Raw genomic sequence first — 21,538 nt, 5'->3', positions numbered from 1 at the left:
GGCTTTTAGCCGGCTATTTTCATTGTTTGCCGAGGACGTTCTCGGAGCGCAGACATCCTGTCCGCATTTTTTTGCATGCCAAGCCTGGCGTTCACGGCCAAAGCAGCGGACACCGCAACATGCGAGCATGTCGCGAGATGTCCGCGCTCCCGGCGTATCTTCATCCCTTGGACTTGGCTTCCTTCTCAGCCTTCTTCTTGGCACGATAGGCCTTGGCCCAGCCATCGATTCCGACCTGCCGGCCGCGGGCCACCGCCAGGGCATCGGCTGGCACGTCCCTGGTAATCACCGAGCCGGCGCCGATATTGGCGTTGTCTCCGATCGTCACCGGGGCCACGAGGGCGGAATTGGAACCGACGAACACGCCCGCGCCGATATCGGTGCGATGCTTGAGATAGCCGTCATAATTGCAGGTGATGGTGCCCGCGCCGATATTGGCTTCCGCACCCACCCGGGCATCGCCGATATAGCTGAGATGGCTGATCTTGGCGCCCTTTTCGACGCTGGCCGCCTTGACCTCGACGAAATTGCCGACCTTGACGTCCTCGGCGAGCTTGGCTCCGGGCCGCAGCCGCGCGAAGGGGCCGACTGAGGCGTCGCTGCCGACATGCGCACCTTCCAGATGGGAAAAGGCATGGATCACGGATCCGCTTTCGATGGTCACGCCCGGGCCGAACCAGCAATTGGGTTCGATCACCACGTCGTTACCGATGCGGGTGTCATGGGACAGGAAGACGGTCTCGGGCGCGATCATGGTCACGCCTTCGCGCATGGCGACGGTGCGTAGACGCGACTGCATGACGGACTCCGCCGCTGCCAGTTGCAGGCGATCGTTTACCCCCTGCACTTCTTCCTCGGCAATCGGGCGAGCAACGGCCCGGAGCCCTTGCCGATGCGCGATCTCGGCTGCGTCGGTGAGGTAGTATTCGCCCTTGGCATTGTCATTGCCGATGGCTTCGAGCAAGGCAAGGCCGTGCTCGCCGCTGAGGGCCATCAGGCCGCCATTGCAGAAACCGACGGTCTTCTGTTCGGGCGTGGCGTCCTTTTCCTCGACGATGGCAGTGAGCACATCGCCCTCGATGATCAGGCGGCCATAGCCGGCGGGATCGGCGGCATGGAAACCGAGCACGGCCACGCTGGCGCCATCCGCCAAGGCCGCCTTCAGCGTCTCGATCGACTGCGGGCGCACCAGCGGCGTGTCAGCATAGAGGACGATGATATCCTTGCCGTCGGCCAGGGCCTCCTTCGCCGCCAGCACGGCGTGGCCGGTGCCCTTGCGCTCGACCTGGGTGAACACGGCACAGCCCGGCAGTTCCTTCTGCGCGAGCCTGGCGACGTCCTCCCGGCCGGGTCCGACGACGACGGCCGCGTCGGTGATACCGGCCTGCTTCACGCTCGCCAGGACATGGGCCAGCATGGAACGGCCGGCGATGGTGTGCAGCACCTTCGGCAGCGATGATTTCATGCGGGTGCCTTCACCTGCAGCGAGGATGACGGCTAGGGTCGGTCGGGACATGGCATGATCCGTATACGTTGCGATAAGTTTCCTGCGCTCCATAAGACGTTCGGCATCAGTTGATCGAACGACAGTTTCAGTGTCAGAGCGACAGCGTTACGTCATTGATGTCGACACTCCTGTCTCCTCATCATGACGTTTGTGTGATTGTTCGGTCGAATCCTGGGGCTTTATAAAGTTCCAGCCGCCAGTGATCAACGCAGGCCGCGCACATCCTCGGGGAGAGGATGAGACGATACAAACCTGCTCCGAGAGAGCGGCTGCAGGAAACCTATCGACGTGGATCATGTCAGAAATGCAGGCGAAGGGATGGAGCGCGCGCTCAATTCGCCGCCGGCACCGAACAGCTCAAATCACCTTCCGAGCAGTTGAGATAGGTCTTGAAGGTCTTGATGCGATCCTTCGTCAAGCCGTCGCGGCACTGCGTCACCGCCAACGGATAGAGGGTGCCGCCGGTGACCCCGGCGCTCGAGAAATTGCATTCGGCGTCGCGAAAAGCGACCCAGGCTCTTTGCGCCGCCACCAGCAATTTCGTCTTGTCCGCATCGTCGTTCAGGCGTTTCTGGATCTGCTTGTAGAGCGTGTTGAGCTCGCCGTCGGACGCCTTCAACGATTTGCCGGCGCATTGGTTGAGTGCAGCCTCGTCTGGTGCATTGGCGCAGTCCCCGGCCGCAAGGGCCGGTCCTGCCGCGGAGAGCACTGCCAGTCCCATCAAAATGGTTCGTATCAGGCTGGGCAGCCGCATGTCATTCTCCTCGATAGGCATGGCGATCACGAAGGACGGGCAGCCTCTCACAATTTTCAGCTGCGGGCATCGGACTAATACGACGCCCCCATCAACCATCAACAGAAAGGGACTCTTCGCTCCGTCAGCCCAGCGGATTCGAGGGCGATTTGCGCCAATCGGCCGCGGCCGGCACCGAGGCCAGGTTGCATAAAGCGGTTGACACGCTCTCATTTGCTGGCATCTTGTATACCAGAAGACCACAAAGAGGGCGGAACATCCATGGCCAGAATGCGCGCAATCGACGCTGCCGTCAGGGTGCTGGAACGCGAGGGTGTGGCGTGCGCCTTTGGGGTGCCGGGCGCTGCGATCAACCCACTCTATTCGGCCATGAAGGCGCGCGGTTCGATCAACCATTACCTTGCCCGCCATGTCGAGGGCGCCTCGCACATGGCTGAGGGCTATACGCGCGCCAGGGCCGGCAATATCGGCGTGTGCATCGGCACCTCCGGCCCGGCCGGCACCGACATGATCACCGGCCTCTATTCAGCGGCGGCCGACTCCATTCCGATCCTGTGCATCACCGGCCAGGCCCCTCGCGCCCGCCTCTATAAGGAAGACTTCCAGGCCGTCGATATCGAGGCGATTGCCAAGCCGGTGGCCAAATGGGCGGTCACCGTGCGCGAGCCGGCTCTGGTGCCGCGCGTGTTCCAGCAGGCCTTCCATCTGATGCGCTCGGGCCGCCCCGGCCCGGTGCTGATCGACCTTCCCGTTGACGTGCAATTGGGCGAGATCGAGTTCGACGACGAGGTCTACGCTCCGCTGCCCGTCTACAAGCCGGAGGCGACACGGCTTCAGGCCGAGAAGGCCATCGCGCTGCTGCAAGAAGCCGAGCGCCCGCTGATCGTGGCCGGCGGCGGCATCATCAATGCCGATGCCTGCGACAAGCTCGTCGCCTTTGCCGAGTTGACGGGCGTGCCTGTCATCCCGACCCTGATGGGGTGGGGTGCGATCCCCGACGACCATCCCTTGATGGCCGGCATGGTCGGTCTGCAGACCAGCCATCGCTATGGCAACGCGACGCTGCTCGCCTCCGACTTCGTCTTCGGCATCGGCAATCGCTGGGCCAACCGCCACACCGGCTCGGTGGAGGTTTACACCAAGGACCGCAAATTCGTGCATGTCGACATCGAGCCGACCCAGATCGGCCGCGTCTTCAATCCCGATCTCGGCATCGTCTCCGATGCCGGCGCCGCCCTCGACCTCTTCCTCGAGGTTGCCCGCGACCTCAAGGCGCAGGACCGGCTCAGGGACCGCTCCGAATGGGCCGCCGAATGCCGCGGGCGTAAAAGCAGCCTGCTCCGGCGCAGCCATTTCGACAATGTGCCGCTCAAACCCCAGCGCGTCTATGAGGAGATGAACACCGCGTTCGGCCGAGACGTCTGCTACGTCTCCACCATCGGCCTGTCACAGATCGCCGGCGCCCAGTTCCTGCGTGTGCACCATCCGCGCCACTGGATCAATTGCGGCCAGGCCGGCCCGCTGGGCTGGACGATTCCCGCCGCCCTCGGCGTGCGCGCGGCCGATCCCGACCGGGAAATCGTGGCCTTGTCCGGCGACTATGACTTCCAGTTCCTGATCGAGGAACTGGCGGTCGGGGCCCAATTCAAGCTGCCCTATATCCATGTCGTGGTGAACAACGCCTATCTCGGCCTGATCCGCCAGGCCCAGCGCGGCTTCGACATGGACTTCCAGGTCCAGCTTTCCTTCGAGAACATCAACGCGCCGGACCTCGAAAGCTATGGCGTCGACCATGTCGCCGTCGCCGAGGGGCTCGGTTGCAAGGCGATCCGGGTCCGAAGTCCCAACGAGTTCGGGCAGGCTTTTGAAAAGGCCCGCGAATGGATGCGCGACTATCAGGTGCCCGTCGTCGTCGAGTTCATCCTGGAGCGTGTCACCAACATCGCCATGGGCCCGGAGATCGACGCGGTGACCGAGTTCGAGGACATCCTCGACCTGCCCATCCGGTCGGAAGCCGTCGCGGCCGAATGAGGCTCTTTACCCTCCCTTGGAGGGGTCGACCATTCCTCTTGGAATGATCTGGGGTCGACGCGAAGCGTCGGGGTGGGGTGGGAAGTGCTGCCCTAACCAAAACCATTCCAGGGGAAGTTCGGCTCATTCATCAACGGCCGGGCTGCCACCCCACCCCGGCCCTACGGGCCGCCCCTCCCCATCGACGGGAGGGTAAGACACCGGGAATCGCCATGCCTAAATTTGCCGCCAATCTGACCATGCTGTTCAATGAAGTGCCGTTCATGGAGCGCTTCGCGGCAGCCGCCCGCAACGGCTTTGCGGGCGTGGAATATCTGTTCCCCTATCCCTTCCCGGCGGCCGATCTGGCTGCCGCCCTGAAGGAGCACAAGTTCACCCAGGTCCTGCACAATCTGCCGGCCGGCGACTGGGCGGGCGGGGAGCGCGGCATCGCCGTGCTGCCCGATCGCAAGGCGGAGTTCCGTGAAGGCGTTGCAGAGGCCATCACCTATGCCAAGGCGCTGGACTGCAAGCTGGTCAACTGCCTGGCCGGCATCGCGCCCGCCTCCGTCGATGCGGGGCAGGCAAGGGCCACCTTCGTCGAAAACATCGGCTATGCCGCAAGCGAGCTCAAGAAGGCCGGCATCCGCCTGGTGATCGAGGCGATCAACACGCGCGACATTCCCGGCTTCTACCTGACCAACACCCGCCAGGCGGCCGAGATCATTGCCGAGACCGGCTCGGACAATGTCGGTCTGCAATACGACATCTACCACATGCAGATCATGGAAGGGGATCTGGCCCGCACCATCGAAAAGCACCTGCCTGAGATCTGGCACGTGCAGCTGGCCGACAATCCCGGCCGCAACGAACCGGGCACCGGCGAGATCAACTACCCCTTCCTTTACCAGTGGCTCGACCAGCACGGCTACGCCGGCTGGATCGGCTGCGAATACAAGCCCAAGGGCGAGACCGAAGCGGGCCTGGGCTGGTTCAAGGCGGCGGGCGCCGCTCGCTGAACCTATCGAGGCACTTGCCTTCTCCCCCTGCGGGAGAAGGCGACTGGCTGGCGTTTATGCTTAAGAAACAAGGATCTTCACCATGAATATCGGCTTTGTCGGACTTGGCATCATGGGTTCCCCGATGGCGGGGCACCTGATCGCGGCCGGCCACACCCTCTTCCTCAACACGCTCGGCAATGTGCCCGAGGACCTGATCAAGGCCGGCGGCAAGGCCGAGGCGAGCGCCGCCGATGTCGCCCGCAAGGCCGACATCATCATCACCATGGTGCCCGATACCCCGGACGTGGAGACGGTGCTGTTCGGCAAGGGCGGCGTCGCCGAAGGCCTCTCCGCCGGCAAGCTCGTCATCGACATGAGCTCGATCTCCCCGGTGGAGACCAAGAAGTTCGCCAAGCGCATCAACGAGCTCGGCGTCGACTATCTCGACGCGCCGGTCTCGGGCGGCGAGGTCGGCGCCAAGGCCGCCTCCCTCACCATCATGGTCGGCGGCCCGGAAGCCGCCTTCGAGCGCGCCAGGCCGCTGTTCGAAAAGATGGGCAAGAACATCACTTTGGTCGGCGGCAATGGCGATGGCCAGACCACCAAGGTCGCCAACCAGATCATCGTCGCCCTCAATATCGAGGCCGTCGGCGAGGCCCTGCTGTTCGCTTCGCGCGCCGGTGCCGACCCGGCCAAGGTGCGCCAGGCCCTGATGGGCGGTTTTGCCGCCTCGCGTATCCTGGAAGTGCATGGCGAGCGCATGGTCAAGCGCACCTTCGATCCGGGCTTCCGCATCGCCCTGCACCAGAAGGACCTTAATCTCGCCTTGACCACGGCCCGCCAGCTCGGCCTCTCCCTGCCCAACACCGCCACGGCCCAGGAATTGTTCAATGCCTGCGTCTCGCATGGCGGCAAGGATTGGGACCATTCCGCCATGGTGCGGGCCCTCGAACTCATGGCCAACCACGCCGTCACCACCACGACCAACTGAAACTGAAGACCCGCAAGGCGGGCGGCAACTCTTTGTTTTTGCGCATTTTTTAATCGAAAAATCTATCACCTTTTCTGAAAAATGCTCGAGGGGAGCGACATCATGAAGATCTGCATCTACGGCGCCGGCGCGATCGGCGGCTACATGGCAGTGATGCTGCAGCAGGCGGGTGCCGAAGTCTCGGTCATCGCACGTGGAGACCATCTCAAGGCCATGCAGGCCCGCGGCCTCAAACTGCTCGTCGACGGGCAGGAACTGACGGCTTCGCCCACGGCCACGCAGAACCCGGCCGATCTCGGGCCGCAGGATTATGTGATCGTCGCCCTCAAAGCGCACCAGGCCTGGGAATCGGCTGAAGCGCTCAAGCCGCTGCTCGGCCGCGACACCGCCGTCGTCACCGCCCAGAACGGCGTGCCCTGGTGGTATTTCTACGGCCTGCCCGCGCCTCATGGCGACACCCGCCTCGCCAGCGTCGATCCGGGTAACCGGCAGTGGCAGGCCATCGGCCCCGAGCGGGTGATCGGCTGCACGGTCTATCCGGCCACTGAGATCACCGAGCCCGGCGTGGTCAGGCACATCTACGGCAACCAGTTCGGCCTTGGCGAGCCCAACCGCACGGAGAGCCTGCGCGTGGCCAGGCTCGCCGAAGCGATGACGGCTGGTGGCCTGAAGCCCCGGCTCTACGAGGACATCCGCGACGACATCTGGCTGAAGCTCTGGGGCAATCTGTGCTTCAACCCGATCTCCGCCCTCACCCATGCCACGCTCGACGTGATCGCGACCGAGCCCGGCACGCGGGCGCTGGCGCGCGCCATGATGGTGGAGGCCGAGCAGATAGGGCTCAAATTCGGCGCACGCTTCCGGGTCGGCGTCGACCGGCGCATCGACGGGGCGGCAGGGGTCGGCGCCCACCGCACCTCCATGCTGCAGGATCTCGACAAGGGCCGGGCACTGGAGATCGACGCCCTGCTCACCTCGGTGCAGGAAATGGGACGCATCGCCGAGATCGCGACGCCGCATATCGATGCCGTGCTCGCTCTGGTGCAGCAGATGGCTCGGGTCAGGGGGCTCTACCCCACCTTCCCGCAAGAGGTGGCGCCGGCTCCGCTGCGCGCCGTCGGCCAAGCCTGACCGGGCACGACGAATATTGTCGAAAGGCGGCGAGATCGTCGCCGCCTTTCGAAAATCCCTCATGCCATCACAGGGAGGCAAAACCGCCATGTCACAATGGATCCGTTTCGAGGAAGACGGGCAGGCCCAGTTCGGTACGCTCGAAGGCGATGCCATCCACATCCATCGCGGCGACATGTTCGGCATCGCCGCCGCCACCGGCCGTACGCTGCCTTTGGCGAAGGCCAGGATCCTTGCACCAACGGTGCCTAGCAAGATCATCGCGCTCTGGAACAATTTCCACCAGCTCGCCGCCAAGCTGAACGTCGCCGTGCCGCCGGAGCCGCTCTATCTGCTCAAGGCGCCCACCAGCGTCACCGCCCCGGGCGCGACGGTTGCAAGGCCTTCTTCCTATGATGGCCGGGTCGTCTATGAGGGCGAGCTCGGCATCGTCATCGGCAAGCCTTGCAGCAACGCCTCCGAGGAGGAGGCCGCGGACGCTATCTTCGGCTATACCTGCGTCAACGACATCACCGCCGGCGACATCATCACGCGGGACTCGACCTTCGCTCAATGGGTTCGCGCCAAGAGCTTCGACGGCTTCGGGCCGTTCGGTCCGGTGATCGCCACCGACATCGATCCCGCCACCCTGGTGGTGCGGACGCTGCTCAACGGCGACGAGCGCCAGAACTACCCGATCGCCGACATGGTCTTCCCGCCGGCCAGGCTGGTCAGCCTGATTTCCAGGGACATGACCCTGTTGCCGGGCGACCTGATCTGCTGCGGCACCTCGCTCGGCGTCGGCGCCATGAAGGAAGCGCAGAACGATATCCGCGTCAGCATCGAGGGCATTGGCTGCCTGGAGAACCGCTTCGTGCAGTAAGCAACGAAGAAGCCGGGTGTGCGGGCATCTTGCCCAACCCAAGCAAATACCGACAGAAAGAAAGAGCGAGAAAGATACCCGTAGACGCGAACCTAAGCCAGGAAGAACTGGCGTTCTTCCTGGCTTAAATTATCGTCTTTGAGCATCCTGCCCGCGCACGCGACGAAATTGCTTTCAAGCCGCTTTCGCCTTCGCGGCGAGCGCCCGGCCAACCGTAGCGCCGACCAGATGCGGGCTTGACGCAACGGTAATACCGGCCTTCTCGAAGGCGGCGATCTTGGCGTCCGCCCGGTCACGGCCATGCATGGTCAGGGCACCGGCATGGCCCATGCGCCGCTCGGCCGGGGCATGCAGCCCGACGACCAGGCCGACGATCGGCATGGCCGGCCTGACAGAGGCGACATAATCGGCTGCTTCTTGTTCTTCCTCGCCACCGATCTCGCCGATCAGCACGACGCCCTCGGTCTTGGCATCGGCAAGGAACAGTTCGAGGCAATCGCGCATCGACAGGCCATGCACGGGGTCGCCGCCGACCCCGACGGTGGTCGACTGCCCGAGACCCGCGGCGGAGATCTGGGCGATCACCTCGCTGGTCAGGGAGGCCGAGCGCGAGATGATGCCGACGCTGCCCGGGCGCTCGCTGCCGGTTGCCATCACGCCCATCTTGCACAGGCCCGGTGACAGGATCCCCTGCGAATTGGGGCCGATCAGCCTAGTCTTCGATCCGGCGAGCGCATGACGCACCCTGATCATGTCGAGTACGGGCACCCGTTCAGTGATGGCCACGACCAGCGCGATCTCGGCCTCGACAGCCTCGATGATGGCGGCGGCCGCCCGGGCCGGCGGCACGAAGACCATGCTCGCATTGGCGCCGGTCTCCCTCGCGGCTTCGGCGACGGTATCGAACACCGGCGCGCGGAGATGGGATTGCCCGCCCTTGGCGGGCGTGACGCCCGCCACGACCTTGGTACCATACTCGATCATCGCAGCAGTATGATGGGTTCCCGCCCAGCCGGTCATGCCCTGGCAGACGACACGGGTTTCACTGTCGATGAGGATAGCCATTCCGCCCTCCCTTAAGCGCCAACGGCGCTATTGGCGTTATTTTGGATTTATCAGTCCGGAACTGCAGCAAAATCGCCGTCAGCGTGCGGCGGCAACGGCCTTCGCGGCCGCCGTCCACATGTCCGGGCATTCGATGATGCGGCAGCCAAAATTGGCGAAGCGCGAGCGGGCATAATCGGCATTGTTGCCGGCGAGCCTGGTCACCACCGGCAGCGTGCGCCCGGCCCGGCGCATGGCGATGCCGAGCCCTTCGGCAACCGTGTCGCAGGACTGCATGCCACCGCCATGCACATTGATGAGCAGTGCGCGCACCTGGGGATTGTCGAGCAGCAGGCCGAAGCCATGCGCGATATCGAGGCTGGTTGCCGTGGTGCGGATATCCATGAAATTGGCCGGCGCGCCGCCAGCGGCGTGGACGAGATCGACCGTGGCAAGCCCGAGCCCGGCACCATTGGCCGCGATGCCGACGGTGCCGTCCATGCGGACATAGTTGAGCTGGCGCTGGCGGGCCCTGACCTCGTATTCGTCGCCATCTTCCTCGCGCAGCTCCGCCAGGGAAGCCTGGCGGAACAGGGCATGGTCATCGATGATCATCTTGACGTCGAGCGCCAGCAGCCTGTCGTCGGCGGTCAGGACCAGCGGGTTGATCTCGATCAGGCTGGCGTCGAGTTCCAGGAAAGCGCGTCGCAGGCCATCGGCAAGATTGGCGAAAGCTTCAGCCGGCTGCCCGGTCAGGCCGAGACGCGCCGCCAGGGCCTGCAGGTCCTCGAGCCTCGCCTGGCTGCCGTCCCCGAGGGAGAGCCGCTCGAGACCGTCTTCTCCGGCAAGAACCCGCTCCTCGATATCGTCACCGCCGGCAGCGCTGGCGGCCAGGACGAGGGTGCCGCTGGCGGCATGCACGCTGAGCGACAGATAGAAGCTGCGGATGTGGTCGACGGCCGCCTCTACCAGCACGCGTTCGACCACGCGCCCATGCGCGCCACTCTGCTCGGTGACCAGACGCCGGCCTATCAGCGCTTTGGCCGCCTCCTCCGCCGCCTCGGGAGAGGAAACGATAGGGACGCCCCCGGCCCGGCCACGGCCACCCGCATGGATCTGCGCCTTCACGGCGAAACGGGAACCACCGAGGCGACGTGCCACCTGCCCGGCCTCGCCGGCCGTGATGGCGACGGCACCCTGCGGCGCCTCGACGCCATAGGATGCCAGGATCTGCTTGGACTGGAACTCGTGCAGTTTCATCATTCCCTCCCATGCATGGATATCGTTCTTATCTGGTATAACGTATACCAAATACCAAAACTGTCAAAGCGGAAAGTCTGGGAGCGCGAATGGAGTACCGCCCTGGCGTGCCGGTCCTCAGACCGGCATGGAAATGCCATGCTTGCCTGCAAAGGCACGGGCCGGTCTGGAGGTCGCCCCACCGACACAAAAAAGGGCGGGCACCACGACGGCACCCGCCCCATCATCTCAGCGGGACAACCTCACTCCGCCGCCATGGCCACGGGATTGCCAAGCGCACCGCTTCCGGCGATCTCGTCGATCCGGTGCTGATCGAAGCCGAGGACGTCGCGCAGCACCTCCTGTGTATGTTCGCCTAGCAGCGGCGAGCGCTCGACCACGGTGGGGCTGTCGGAAAGCTTGATCGGATTGCCGACCGAGAGGTAAGGCCCGCGTTCGGGATGGTCGACCTCGACGACGGTCCCCGTCACCCTGAGCGAGGGCTCATTGGCGATCTCGCGCATTGACAGGATCGGTCCGCACGGGATGTCGTACTTGTTGAGGATATCCATCGCCTCGAACTTGTCCTTGGTCTCCGTCCATTTCTCGATGGTGTCGAAGATGGAACGAAGCCGCGGCAAGCGCGCTTCCGGCGTGGCATAATCGGGATCGGTGATCCACTCTTCCTTGCCGATCACCTTGCAGATGGCGCCCCAGACCGGCGCCTGGGTGATGAAGTAGATATAGGCGTTGGGATCGCTCTCCCAGCCCTTGCATTTGAGGATCCAGCCGGGCTGGCCGCCACCCGAGGCGTTGCCGGCGCGCGGCACGGCATCACCGAATTTGCCATTGGGATATTGCGGATATTCCTTCATGGGCCCGCGTTCGATGCGCTGCTGGTCGCGCAGCTTCACGCGGCATAGATTGAGCACGCCGTCCTGCATGGCGGCATCCACGCGCTGGCCGCGCCCCGAATGGGTGCGGTGGTAGAGCGCTGTGACGATGCCGAGCGCCAGATGCAGGCCCGTGCCTGAGTCGCCGATCTGGGCCCCCGTCACCAGAGGCGGGCCGTCATCGAAGCCGGTGGTCGAGGCCGCGCCGCCGGCGCATTGAGCGACATTCTCGTAGACCTTGCAGTCCTGGTAGGGACCGGGGCCGAAGCCCTTGATCGAGGCCACGATCATGCGGGGGTTGAGTTCCTGGATGCGCGCCCAGGAAAAGCCCATGCGGTCGAGCACGCCGGGGGCGAAATTTTCCACCAGCACGTCGCAGCTCTTGACGAGCTCCTCGAGCACCGCCTTGCCGGCCTTGTTCTTGGTGTCCAGCGCGATCGAGCGCTTGTTGTGGTTGAGCATGGTGAAATAGAGGCTGTCGACATTGGGAATGTCGCGCAGCTGCGTGCGGGTGATGTCCCCCACGCCGGGCTTTTCGACCTTGATCACGTCGGCACCGAACCAAGCCAGCAACTGGGTGCAGGTCGGGCCGGACTGGACATGTGTGAAATCGAGGATGCGCACGCCTTCGAGTGCTTGTCCCATGGTTCCCTCCTCGGAAATATCATCTGTTATGGCGAGGGAGCGGGATGGCCGGGCCGGGCACCTGTCGCAAGGTTGGCCGGCCATCCCGCGGTCTCACTTGTACATGGTCTGGTTCTTGGTGCCTGGCGCGTATTCGTTCGGATCGACCCAGATGTTCACCAGCGCCGAGCGCCCCGTCTTGGCCATGGCCTCCCGGGCCCGTCGCAGCGCCGGCTGGATCTCGGCGGGGTCGCGGACTTCCTCGCCGTGATTGCCGAGCATCTGGGCAAATTTCGAGAAGGCCACGTCGCCGAGCTTGTTGCCGACATTGCCGCGCTCCTCGCCATATTTGGCAACCTGGCCATAGCGGATCTGGTTCATCGAGGAGTTGTTGCCGATGACGGCCAGATAGGGCGCCCCGAAGCGATCGGCAGTTTCCATGTCGAAGCCGGTCATGCCGAAGGAGCCGTCGCCGTAATAGCACAGCACCTCCTTGTTGGGGTTGGCGAGCTTGGCCGCCAGGGCAAACCCGGTGCCGACGCCGAGCGAACCGAGCGCGCCCGGATCCATCCACTGGCCCGGTCCGCGTGGACGCACGGCCTGGGCCGAGATCGTCACCACGTCGCCGCCATCGCCGATATAGATGGTGTCCTCGCCGAGGAACTCGTTGAGCTCATAGGCGACGCGATAGGGATGGATCGGCGTCTGGTTGGAGAGGAACAGAGGCATCAGCTTCTCGGTCGCCGCCGCTTCGGCATCCTGAAGCATCTGCATCCACTGCTGGCGCAGCTGGCGCTTGCCCTTGTCCATGCGCCCGGAGGCCGCCTGCAGCACCGCACCGAGAATCGCGCCGGGATCGCCGACCAGGCCGAGATCAATGTCGCGGTTCTTGCCGACGGTGCGGTAATCCATGTCGATCTGGATGAGCTTCAAGTCCTTGCTGATGCGCTTGCCATAGCCCATGCGGAAATCGAAGGGCGTGCCGACGATGACGAGCACATCGGCCTTGGCGAAGGCGAGCGAGCGCGTGCGGTCGAAATGGTGGGGATCGCCGGGGGGCAGCAGGCCGCGGCTGGCGCCGTTGAAATAGCCGGGAATGTCGAGCCCGCGTAAGAGCGCAATGGCCTCATCCTGCCCGCGGCCGGTCCAGACCTGCTGGCCATAGAGGATGGCGGGGCGCTCGGCGCCAACCAGGATATCGGCGAGTTTTTCGATATCGGCGGGATCACCGATCGACTTGGTCGAGGCGCGATAGCTGCCGGAGGCCGGCAGGACCGCGCGGTCGAGGGAGACTTCCCGGTCGAGCACGTCACGCGGGATCTCGAGATAAGACGGGCCATAGGCACCGGCGAAACATTCGCGCGCCGCCATCGAGATCATGTCCGCCACGCGTTCGGTGGAGGAGACCGTCGCGGCGAATTTGGTGATCGGCTTCATCATGTCGACATGCGGCAGATCCTGCAGCGACCCCATCTTGTGCTGGGTCAACGCACCCTGCCCGCCAATATGCAGAACCGGGCTTTCCGAACGGAAGGCGGTGGCGATGCCGGTCATCGCATTGGTGCAGCCTGGACCGGCCGTGGTAACGACGCAGCCGAGCTTGCCGGTCTGGCGCGCATAGCCATCGGCGGCATGGGCGGCAACCTGTTCGTGACGCACGTCGACGATGCGGATGCCTTCGTCGAGACAGCCGTCATAAATGTCGATGATATGCCCCCCGCACAGGGTGAAGATCGTATCGACGCCCTCGGCCTTGAGCGCTTTGGCGACGAGATGTCCGCCGGAGACAACGCTGCCGTCGCGGGCTTTTTGCTTGAGCGTATCTTCGGCCGTCGTGGTCACGGGCTTTTGCAGTGCTGTAACCGTTGCCATTGGGGCAATTCCTCCCGTTGTTCTTCGCAACGATATGCCGCTGAAAGCATCGGCCGGCTTGTTGCCCATCGCATAGGAATGGACGGGATCAACTGTGCCGATATCGCCTTCTACTTGGCGGAGTGACGCCATGGCATGCCGTATGTCTCGACATTGGCATGCCAGATACCAGAGTGTCAATCCGAATTTTCCGGCCTGCGTGGCGGCTGGCATCGGCCTCTTCCACTGCCATGAGGAAAGATGAATTCTCTTTTATTTCAATGGCTTGATGTTCAACTCCAAGCGAAAATCGCGTGGAGTTACGGCAGCAGGGAAGCACGATTTTGCCGGCTTGAAAGACCGTCTCTGCAGCCAGGGTCGCGTCATGATGGTGTGAGCGAATTCATGCCGCGATGCAGTAAAGGCTATAAGAAAGCCTCGAATTTTCGTGTTTAGTATGGAGCTGGCCCTAAACCAGTTTCAGCCTATGTCGCCCCGCCCAACAGGGACACTGACGGCCTGGAGGTAAGTGGCGGTTGTTTACTTCGCATTGCAAAGAGCGCATGACTGCAATGCAACATCGGCGCTTTCCATCTGGGCTCTGGCATGCCAGATTCGCAGCAACAAAAGATCTTTCCTCGAACCCCAACGCGGAGAACGACCATGACCACTTCTGCTCTGTCCCGTAGCCCCGCCGCCCGTCCGCTGTCGGCCCGTATCTGGACTGCCTTCTCGGGCTTCCTGATGAAGATGGCCCAGGCCGATATCCGCGCCGGCTCCCGCGAACCCTTCGGCCTCTAAATACTCTGGATCGTCGCTGCCGTGCCTCGCCAATGGCCTGGCACGATGGTCCCGGAGACCGCGCTGGTGAAAACGATTCGACTGGGATCGCTGGCGGGTCACTCGATTGACAGGCCCTCTCTCCAATTGTCGAAAGCGTGGGCCGGGTGGACGCGATCACACCCCTTCGGCGCAGCCAGACGCATTGTCTGGAGAGCAAATCCGAATCTGGCATGCCAGAAGATTATATCTAAGAATCGACTATTCCTACCTTATTTACGACGTGGGGCAGCGTTGCGACTGCTTCCCTGCAACTTTTTTTGATCTATTCGCAACTGCGCCGGCCATCGAAGTACGCGGAACGAAGATCTCAGTTCTTTCCGTAACTTGATGCCGATCGTCTTTCCTGCTCATCCGTGCTGAAGCCCCCTGGAAGACGTCTCTTCCGGGGCCGTTCGGCATGCGTCGATGAAAAACGACGCTTGCCAACTGGCATGCAAGATACCAATATGCCCTCACAACCTGCTTAATGGAGCCTGAGCTCCGTCCAACCTCCAACAAAAACCAAGGGGGACTGCAATGGTAGGGTCGCAAGGAGAGGAAAGCCTGCCGAAGGTATCCAATGCCTTCCGCTGGACACAGCTTGCAATCGGCGTCGTCTGCATGGTGATGATCGCCAACCTTCAATATGGCTGGACATTCTTCGTTCCCGACATCCAGAAAACGTTCGGCTGGGACAGGGCCGCGATACAATGGGCGTTCACCTTGTTCGTCCTGTTCGAAACCTGGCTCGTGCCGGTCGAAGGCTGGTTCGTCGACAAATACGGGCCGAAACTCGTGGTGGTCTTCGGCGGCGCGCTCTGCGCCATCGGCTGGGTGATCAATTCCTACGCCACCTCGCTTTCTCTATTCTATCTCGGGCAGATCATCGCTGGTATCGGGGCCGGCGCCGTCTACGGTACCTGCGTAGGTAATGCGCTGAAATGGTTCCCGGACAAGCGCGGCCTGGCGGCCGGCATCACCGCAGCCGGCTTCGGCGCCGGCTCGGCCCTGACCGTGGCCCCCATCCAGGCCATGATCGCCAATGACGGGTTCCAGGCTGCCTTCTTCTGGTTCGGCCTCGGCCAAGGCATCATCGTCATCATCTTCGCGCTATTCATGCACACGCCTCGCAGCGGCCAGGTGCCAGCTCCGGTGCAGAACAAGAACATCGTGCAGACCCGCCGCAATTTCGCACCGACCGAGGTACTGCGCCAGCCAATTTTCTGGCTGATGTACTTCATGTTCGTGATCGTCGGGGCCGGTGGCCTGATGGTAACCGCCAACCTCAAGCCCATCGGTGCCGATCTCAAGCTCGACGGCATCCCGGTCTCGCTGTTCGGCCTGACCATGACAGCCGTAACCTTCGCCGCGACGCTCGATCGTATCCTCAATGGCCTCACCCGTCCCTTCTTCGGCTGGGTGTCGGACAAGATCGGCCGCGAGAATACCATGTTCATCGCCTTTGCGATGGAAGGGGTCGGCATCTACCTGCTGTACAAATTCGGCCATGACCCGGTCTGGTTCGTGCTGCTCAGCGGCTTCGTGTTCTTCGCCTGGGGCGAGATCTACTCTCTCTTCCCCTCGACCTGCACGGATACGTTCGGCTCCAAATATGCGGCCACCAATGCCGGGCTGCTCTACACGGCCAAGGGAACGGCCGCCTTGCTCGTCCCCTTCGCCAACGTCCTGCAGCAGCAGACCGGTAGCTGGGACCTGGTGTTCCTCATCGCAGCCGGTGCCAACATCCTGGCTGCTGTCCTCGCCATCGGGGTGCTCAAGCCCTGGCGGGCGGGCGTGGTGCGCAAGCACGAATTGCAACAGCCGGCGAGCACCGCAGCCGCATAACCCTCGCGTGGCGGGCATCGACAGCCACGTCCGATCATCAAAAGCCGGTGCCGCCGACAGGCACCGGCCGGGATTATCGAACCCGATCCCAGGCTGCACTCTTCGTCACGATCGCGACATGGTGCTCCAGCGGCGTTGAGGCCCTGGATCCTCCGACATGCGGCCAAGAACCGAATACGGTTCTTCGCACTCAAGCACTTGCCGCCCGCCGGATTTGTCGGGATTCGCAAAGACAAGCCCAAACAAAGAGTTCGAGCAAAAGTGCGTTTCCTTCAAAGCCTGCTTTAGGCCTCGCACGACAGCCAAGACCGGGCTTGACAAATTCAAATCTGGCATACCAGATACCAGCAATTCGAATTCTCGCCGATAGGACGACGCTTCGAACCGGCAACGACCAGGGAGAAACCCCCATGAACATCCAGGCGAAACCCGCGCATTCCATCCAGGCCGATGTCCGGGCCGTTCTCGATGCCGTCAAGGCATCCGGCCGCACCAGCCTCACCGCACCAGAAGGCAAGCTCGTCTGCGACGCCTACGGCATTCCCGTGCCGCAGGAGGGGCTGGCGCGTTCCGGCGCCGAGGCCGCCAAGCTCGCAGGCGAGATGGGCTTTCCGGTCGTCATGAAGATCGTCTCGCCGGACATCCTGCACAAGACCGAAGCCGGCGGCGTGATCGTCGGGGTGGCCTCCGCGGCCGAAGCCGAAGCCGCCCACGACAAGATCCTCGCCAATGCCAAGGCCTACAAGGCCGATGCCCGTATCGAGGGTGTCCAAGTCCAGCAGATGCTGAAGAGCGGCCAGGAAGTCATCATCGGCGCCGTGACCGACGACAGCTTCGGCAAGCTCGTCGCCTTCGGCCTCGGCGGCGTGCTGGTGGAGGTGCTGAAAGATATCACCTTCCGCCTGGCGCCTATCGACCGTGACGAGGCTCTGTCCATGCTCGACGGCATCCAGGCTGCCGAGATGCTCAAGGGCGTGCGCGGCGGCGATCCGGTCAATCACGATGCGCTCGCCGACACGCTGGCGAGGGTTTCGCAGCTCGTCACCGATTTTCCAGAGATCACCGAGCTCGATCTCAATCCGGTCTTCGCTACCAAGGATAGTGCCGTCGCGGCCGACGTCCGCATCGTGGTGGACTTCGAGGTCAGGCCATCCCGCCCCCGGCCCTCGCAGGAGGCCATCGTTACCGCGATGAACCGCATCATGCGCCCCGAGGCCGTGGCTGTGATCGGCGCCTCCTCCGAGGATGGCAAGATCGGCAATTCGGTGATGAAGAACCTGATCAATGGTGGCTACAAGGGCCAGATCTATCCGATCCACCCCAAGGCCGACGAGATCCTGGGCTACAAGGCCTATAAGAGCGTCAAGGATGTGCCCGGCACCATCGATACGGCCGTCTTCGCCATTCCCGCGAAATTCGTGGCGGGCGCCCTGATCGAATGCGGCGAGAAGGCCATCCCGGGCGCCGTACTCATTCCCTCGGGCTTTGCCGAAACCGGCAATGAGGAGGGCCAGCGCGAGATCCAGGAGATCGGGCGCAAATACAATATCCGCCTGATGGGACCGAACATCTATGGCTTCTACTATACCCCGTCCAATCTCTGCGCGACCTTCTGCACTGCCTACGACGTGAAGGGCTCGGCGGCCCTCTCCTCCCAGTCGGGCGGTATCGGTATGGCCATCATCGGCTTCTCGCGCTCGGCCAAGATGGGTGTTTCGGCCATCGTCGGCCTCGGCAACAAATCCGACATCGACGAGGACGACCTGCTCACCTTCTTCGAGCAGGACGACAACACCAAGATCATCGCCCAGCATTGCGAGGACCTGAAGGATGGCCGCGCCTTCGCCGAAGTCGCCAAGCGCGTCTCCAAGAAGAAACCGGTGATCGTGCTCAAGGCCGGCCGCACCTCGGCCGGCGCCAAGGCGGCGAGTTCCCACACCGGCGCGCTTGCCGGCAATGACCGCATCTATGAAGACGTCTTCAAGCAGGTCGGCGTCATCCGCGCCCGTTCGCTGCGACAATTGCTGGAATTCGCCCGCGGCGTGCCGATTATGCCGACGCCCAAGGGCGAAAACGTGGTCATCATCACCGGCGCCGGCGGCTCGGGCGTGCTGCTCTCCGATGCCTGTGTCGACAACGGCCTGTCGCTGATGTCGATGCCCGATGATCTCGACGCGGCCTTCCGCAAATTCATCCCGCCCTTCGGCGCAGCCGGCAATCCGGTCGACATCACCGGCGGGGAACCGCCCTCGACCTACAAGAACACCATCAAGCTCGGCCTGGAAGACGACCGCATCCACTCGATCATCCTGGGCTATTGGCACACCATCATCACGCCGCCGATGACCTTCGCCAAGCTGGTGATCGAGGCCAAGGAAGAGATGAAGGCTCGCGGCATCGAAAAGCCGATCGTCGCTTCCCTCGCCGGCGACGTACAGGTCGAGGAAGCTTCCGAATATCTCTATGCCCATGGCGTGCCAGCCTATGCCTATTCCACCGAGCTGCCGGTGGAAGTGCTCGGCGCCAAATATAAATGGGCTCGCGGGGCTGGGTTGCTCTGAGGCCAAGCTTGCTGATGACGTCGGCGCACCGCGCCGGCGTCGTTCACCCCCTCTTCCCTCAATCGAACAGCCCATCCAGCCTGTGCTCCCTCATCGGGATCGCGGGAATGGCGGAACTATGCCTCATGACCGGCAGGCACCATCCCATGACAGCGACGAGGTCCAAGAAGAATGAACATCCATGAATACCAGGCGAAAGCGGTCCTGAAGGAATTCGGCCTGCCCATATCGAAGGGCGTGCCTGCGCTGACGGTTGAGGAAGCGGTGAAGGGGGCCAAGGAGCTTCCGGGTCCGCTTTATGTGGTGAAGTCGCAGATCCATGCGGGCGGGCGCGGCAAGGGCAAGTTCAAGGAACTGCCTGCCGATGCCAAGGGCGGTGTGCGCCTGGCCAAGTCGATCGAGGATGTGCGTGCCAGTGCGCAGGAGATGCTGGGCAACACGCTGGTGACGGTGCAGACCGGTCCGGCCGGCAAGCAGGTCAACCGGCTCTATATCGAGGACGGCTCGGACATCGAGAAGGAGTTCTACCTCTCGGTGCTGGTCGACCGCGAGACCAGCCGCGTTGCCTTCGTGGTTTCCACCGAGGGCGGCATGGACATCGAGAAGGTGGCCCATGAGACGCCGGAGAAGATCGTGACCTTCTCGGTCGATCCGGCCACCGGGGTGATGGGCCATCACGGCCTGGCGGTCGCCAAGGCGCTCGGGCTTTCCGGGGACCTGGCCAAGCAGGCGGTCAGCCTGACCACCAAGCTCTACACCGCCTTCGTGGCCAAGGACATGGCGCTGCTGGAGATCAATCCCCTGATCGTCACCAAGGACGGCCAGCTCAAATGCCTGGACGCCAAGATGGGCTTTGATGCCAACGCCCTCTACCGCCATCCCGACATCGTGGCGCTGCGCGACGAGTCGGAAGAGGATCCCAAGGAGATCGAGGCCTCGCGCTACGATCTCAGTTACATCGCCCTCGACGGCTCGATCGGCTGCATGGTGAACGGGGCTGGCTTGGCCATGGCCACGCTCGACATCATCAAGCTCTATGGCGAGGAGCCGGCCAACTTCCTGGATGTCGGCGGCGGTGCCACCAAGGAGAAGGTGACGGCGGCCTTCAAGATCATCACGGCCGATCCGAAAGTGAAGGGCATCCTGGTCAACATCTTCGGCGGCATCATGAAATGCGACGTGATCGCCGAGGGCGTGATCGCCGCGGTGCAGGAAGTCGGCCTGAAGATCCCGCTGGTGGTGCGGCTCGAAGGCACCAATGTCGAACTCGGCAAGCAGATCATCCGTGAATCCGGCCTCAATGTGATTGCTGCCGACGACCTCGACGATGCCGCCCAGAAGATTGTCAAAGCCGTGCGGGAAGCCAAGTAATGTCGATCCTGATCAACAAGCAAACCCGAGTGATCTGCCAGGGCTTCACTGGCAAGAACGGCACCTTCCATTCCGAGCAGGCGCTCAAATATGGCACGCAGCTGGTGGGGGGCACCTCGCCGGGCAAGGGCGGCTCGCAGCATCTGGGCCTGCCGGTGTTCGACACCGTGGCCGAGGCGCGCCATGTCACGCAGGCCGATGCCAGCGTGATCTATGTGCCGCCGCCGGGGGCGGCCGATGCGATCTGCGAGGCCATCGATGCACAGATCCCGCTGATCGTGTGCATCACCGAGGGCATCCCGGTCGCCGACATGATCAAGGTGAAGCGGTCGCTGTCGGGTTCGAAGTCGCGCCTGATCGGGCCGAACTGCCCGGGTGTGATGACGGCGGACGAATGCAAGATCGGCATCATGCCGGGCAACATCTTCAAGAAGGGCTCGGTGGGCATCGTGTCGCGCTCGGGCACGCTGACCTATGAGGCGGTGTTCCAAACCTCCAATGAGGGGTTGGGGCAGACCACGGCGGTGGGCATTGGCGGCGACCCGGTGAAGGGCACCGAGTTCATCGACATGCTGGAGATGTTCCTGGGCGATCCCGACACCCATTCGATCGTGATGATCGGGGAGATCGGCGGCTCGGCCGAGGAGGATGCGGCGCAGTTCCTGATCGACGAGGCCAAGCGCGGGCGCAAGAAGCCCACCGTCGGCTTCGTGGCCGGCCGCACCGCACCGCCCGGACGGCGCATGGGCCATGCCGGCGCCATCATCTCCGGCGGCAAGGGCGATGCCGGCTCCAAGATCGCCGCGCTCGAAGCCGCTGGCGTCAGGGTATCCCCATCCCCCGCTCGCCTCGGTACCACGCTCACCGAATTGCTGAACGACTGGTCGCCTCGCCGCCGCCAGGCAGCCACGGGCTGACACGGTGCTCCCGAAACACTCATGAATGCCGGTCCCCCGACATTCACCATACCGCCTTCTCCCGGGCGGTATGGGTCTTTCCTTCCGGCGGCGGGTGCGCAGCATTGCGATCCCG

At 63.4% G+C, this 21,538-nt stretch carries 16 protein-coding genes; 10 read left to right on the top strand and 6 right to left on the bottom strand.

Features of this window, described 5'->3' with window-relative positions:
- Nucleotides 1-160 precede the first annotated feature (160 nt).
- The gene (glmU, locus tag ACR9ZN_RS29690) at nt 161-1,516 is read right to left on the bottom strand and encodes a bifunctional UDP-N-acetylglucosamine diphosphorylase/glucosamine-1-phosphate N-acetyltransferase GlmU (RefSeq protein WP_481273913.1); all 1,356 of its coding nucleotides are present in this window, start codon (nt 1,514-1,516) and stop codon (nt 161-163) included.
- 322 nt (nt 1,517-1,838) lie between these two features.
- Entirely contained in the window at nt 1,839-2,261 is a 423-nt protein-coding gene (locus ACR9ZN_RS29685; RefSeq protein WP_434955203.1) for a lysozyme inhibitor LprI family protein, read from the bottom strand.
- 261 nt (nt 2,262-2,522) lie between these two features.
- Between ACR9ZN_RS29685 and gcl the strand changes: the two genes are divergently transcribed.
- The 5 genes from gcl to ACR9ZN_RS29660 all read left to right on the top strand — a co-directional run bounded on the left by gcl (nt 2,523) and on the right by ACR9ZN_RS29660 (nt 8,256).
- A complete protein-coding gene (gene gcl / locus ACR9ZN_RS29680) occupies nt 2,523-4,292 on the top strand; it encodes a glyoxylate carboligase (RefSeq protein WP_481273912.1) in 1,770 nt (589 codons plus the stop codon).
- Between the two features lie 212 nt (nt 4,293-4,504).
- On the top strand, nt 4,505-5,290 hold the full coding sequence (gene hyi / locus ACR9ZN_RS29675; RefSeq protein ID WP_481273911.1) for a hydroxypyruvate isomerase: 786 nt from the start codon (nt 4,505-4,507) through the stop codon (nt 5,288-5,290).
- 82 nt (nt 5,291-5,372) lie between these two features.
- Entirely contained in the window at nt 5,373-6,263 is an 891-nt protein-coding gene (gene glxR, locus ACR9ZN_RS29670) for a 2-hydroxy-3-oxopropionate reductase (RefSeq protein WP_481273910.1), read from the top strand.
- Nucleotides 6,264-6,365: 102 nt separating this feature from the next.
- Nucleotides 6,366-7,394 (top strand): 2-dehydropantoate 2-reductase, encoded by a 1,029-nt coding sequence (locus ACR9ZN_RS29665; protein WP_481273909.1) that lies wholly within the window; start codon nt 6,366-6,368, stop codon nt 7,392-7,394.
- An 88-nt stretch (nt 7,395-7,482) separates the two neighbouring features.
- Nucleotides 7,483-8,256 (top strand): fumarylacetoacetate hydrolase family protein, encoded by a 774-nt coding sequence (locus ACR9ZN_RS29660; protein ID WP_481273908.1) that lies wholly within the window; start codon nt 7,483-7,485, stop codon nt 8,254-8,256.
- A 174-nt stretch (nt 8,257-8,430) separates the two neighbouring features.
- On the opposite strand, the gene sucD (ACR9ZN_RS29655) is transcribed toward ACR9ZN_RS29660, so the two are convergent.
- From sucD (ACR9ZN_RS29655) to ACR9ZN_RS29640, 4 genes are all read right to left on the bottom strand, one after another.
- Nucleotides 8,431-9,321 (bottom strand): succinate--CoA ligase subunit alpha, encoded by an 891-nt coding sequence (gene sucD / locus ACR9ZN_RS29655; RefSeq protein ID WP_481273907.1) that lies wholly within the window; start codon nt 9,319-9,321, stop codon nt 8,431-8,433.
- A gap of 78 nt (nt 9,322-9,399) precedes the next feature.
- Nucleotides 9,400-10,563, bottom strand: a complete 1,164-nt coding sequence (sucC, locus tag ACR9ZN_RS29650) for an ADP-forming succinate--CoA ligase subunit beta (protein ID WP_481273906.1) — start codon at nt 10,561-10,563, stop codon at nt 9,400-9,402.
- A gap of 239 nt (nt 10,564-10,802) precedes the next feature.
- On the bottom strand, nt 10,803-12,077 hold the full coding sequence (gene frc, locus ACR9ZN_RS29645) for a formyl-CoA transferase (protein WP_481273905.1): 1,275 nt from the start codon (nt 12,075-12,077) through the stop codon (nt 10,803-10,805).
- Nucleotides 12,078-12,170: 93 nt separating this feature from the next.
- The gene (locus ACR9ZN_RS29640; protein WP_454812888.1) at nt 12,171-13,928 is read right to left on the bottom strand and encodes a thiamine pyrophosphate-binding protein; all 1,758 of its coding nucleotides are present in this window, start codon (nt 13,926-13,928) and stop codon (nt 12,171-12,173) included.
- A gap of 642 nt (nt 13,929-14,570) precedes the next feature.
- Here ACR9ZN_RS29640 and ACR9ZN_RS29635 point away from each other — a divergent pair.
- The 5 genes from ACR9ZN_RS29635 to sucD (ACR9ZN_RS29615) all read left to right on the top strand — a co-directional run bounded on the left by ACR9ZN_RS29635 (nt 14,571) and on the right by sucD (ACR9ZN_RS29615) (nt 21,423).
- Nucleotides 14,571-14,708: a hypothetical protein gene (locus tag ACR9ZN_RS29635; RefSeq protein WP_434955194.1), complete on the top strand. Its 138-nt coding sequence runs from the start codon at nt 14,571-14,573 to the stop codon at nt 14,706-14,708.
- A 558-nt stretch (nt 14,709-15,266) separates the two neighbouring features.
- Nucleotides 15,267-16,574 carry an oxalate/formate MFS antiporter gene (oxlT, locus tag ACR9ZN_RS29630; RefSeq protein ID WP_434955193.1) on the top strand — a complete coding sequence of 436 codons (1,308 nt, stop codon included), beginning with the start codon at nt 15,267-15,269 and terminating at the stop codon, nt 16,572-16,574.
- Nucleotides 16,575-16,984: 410 nt separating this feature from the next.
- Entirely contained in the window at nt 16,985-19,135 is a 2,151-nt protein-coding gene (locus ACR9ZN_RS29625) for an acetate--CoA ligase family protein (protein WP_481273904.1), read from the top strand.
- A 171-nt stretch (nt 19,136-19,306) separates the two neighbouring features.
- A complete protein-coding gene (gene sucC / locus ACR9ZN_RS29620; RefSeq protein ID WP_454815946.1) occupies nt 19,307-20,506 on the top strand; it encodes an ADP-forming succinate--CoA ligase subunit beta in 1,200 nt (399 codons plus the stop codon).
- Entirely contained in the window at nt 20,506-21,423 is a 918-nt protein-coding gene (gene sucD, locus ACR9ZN_RS29615; protein WP_454812881.1) for a succinate--CoA ligase subunit alpha, read from the top strand. Before sucC (ACR9ZN_RS29620) ends, sucD (ACR9ZN_RS29615) begins: the two co-directional genes overlap by 1 nt.
- Nucleotides 21,424-21,538 lie beyond the last annotated feature (115 nt).

Source organism: Labrys sp. HAY1-8F (genome assembly GCF_056754975.1).
The sequence above is the reverse complement of the archived record's forward strand: the minus strand, read 5'-3'. Positions and strand labels throughout refer to the sequence as shown.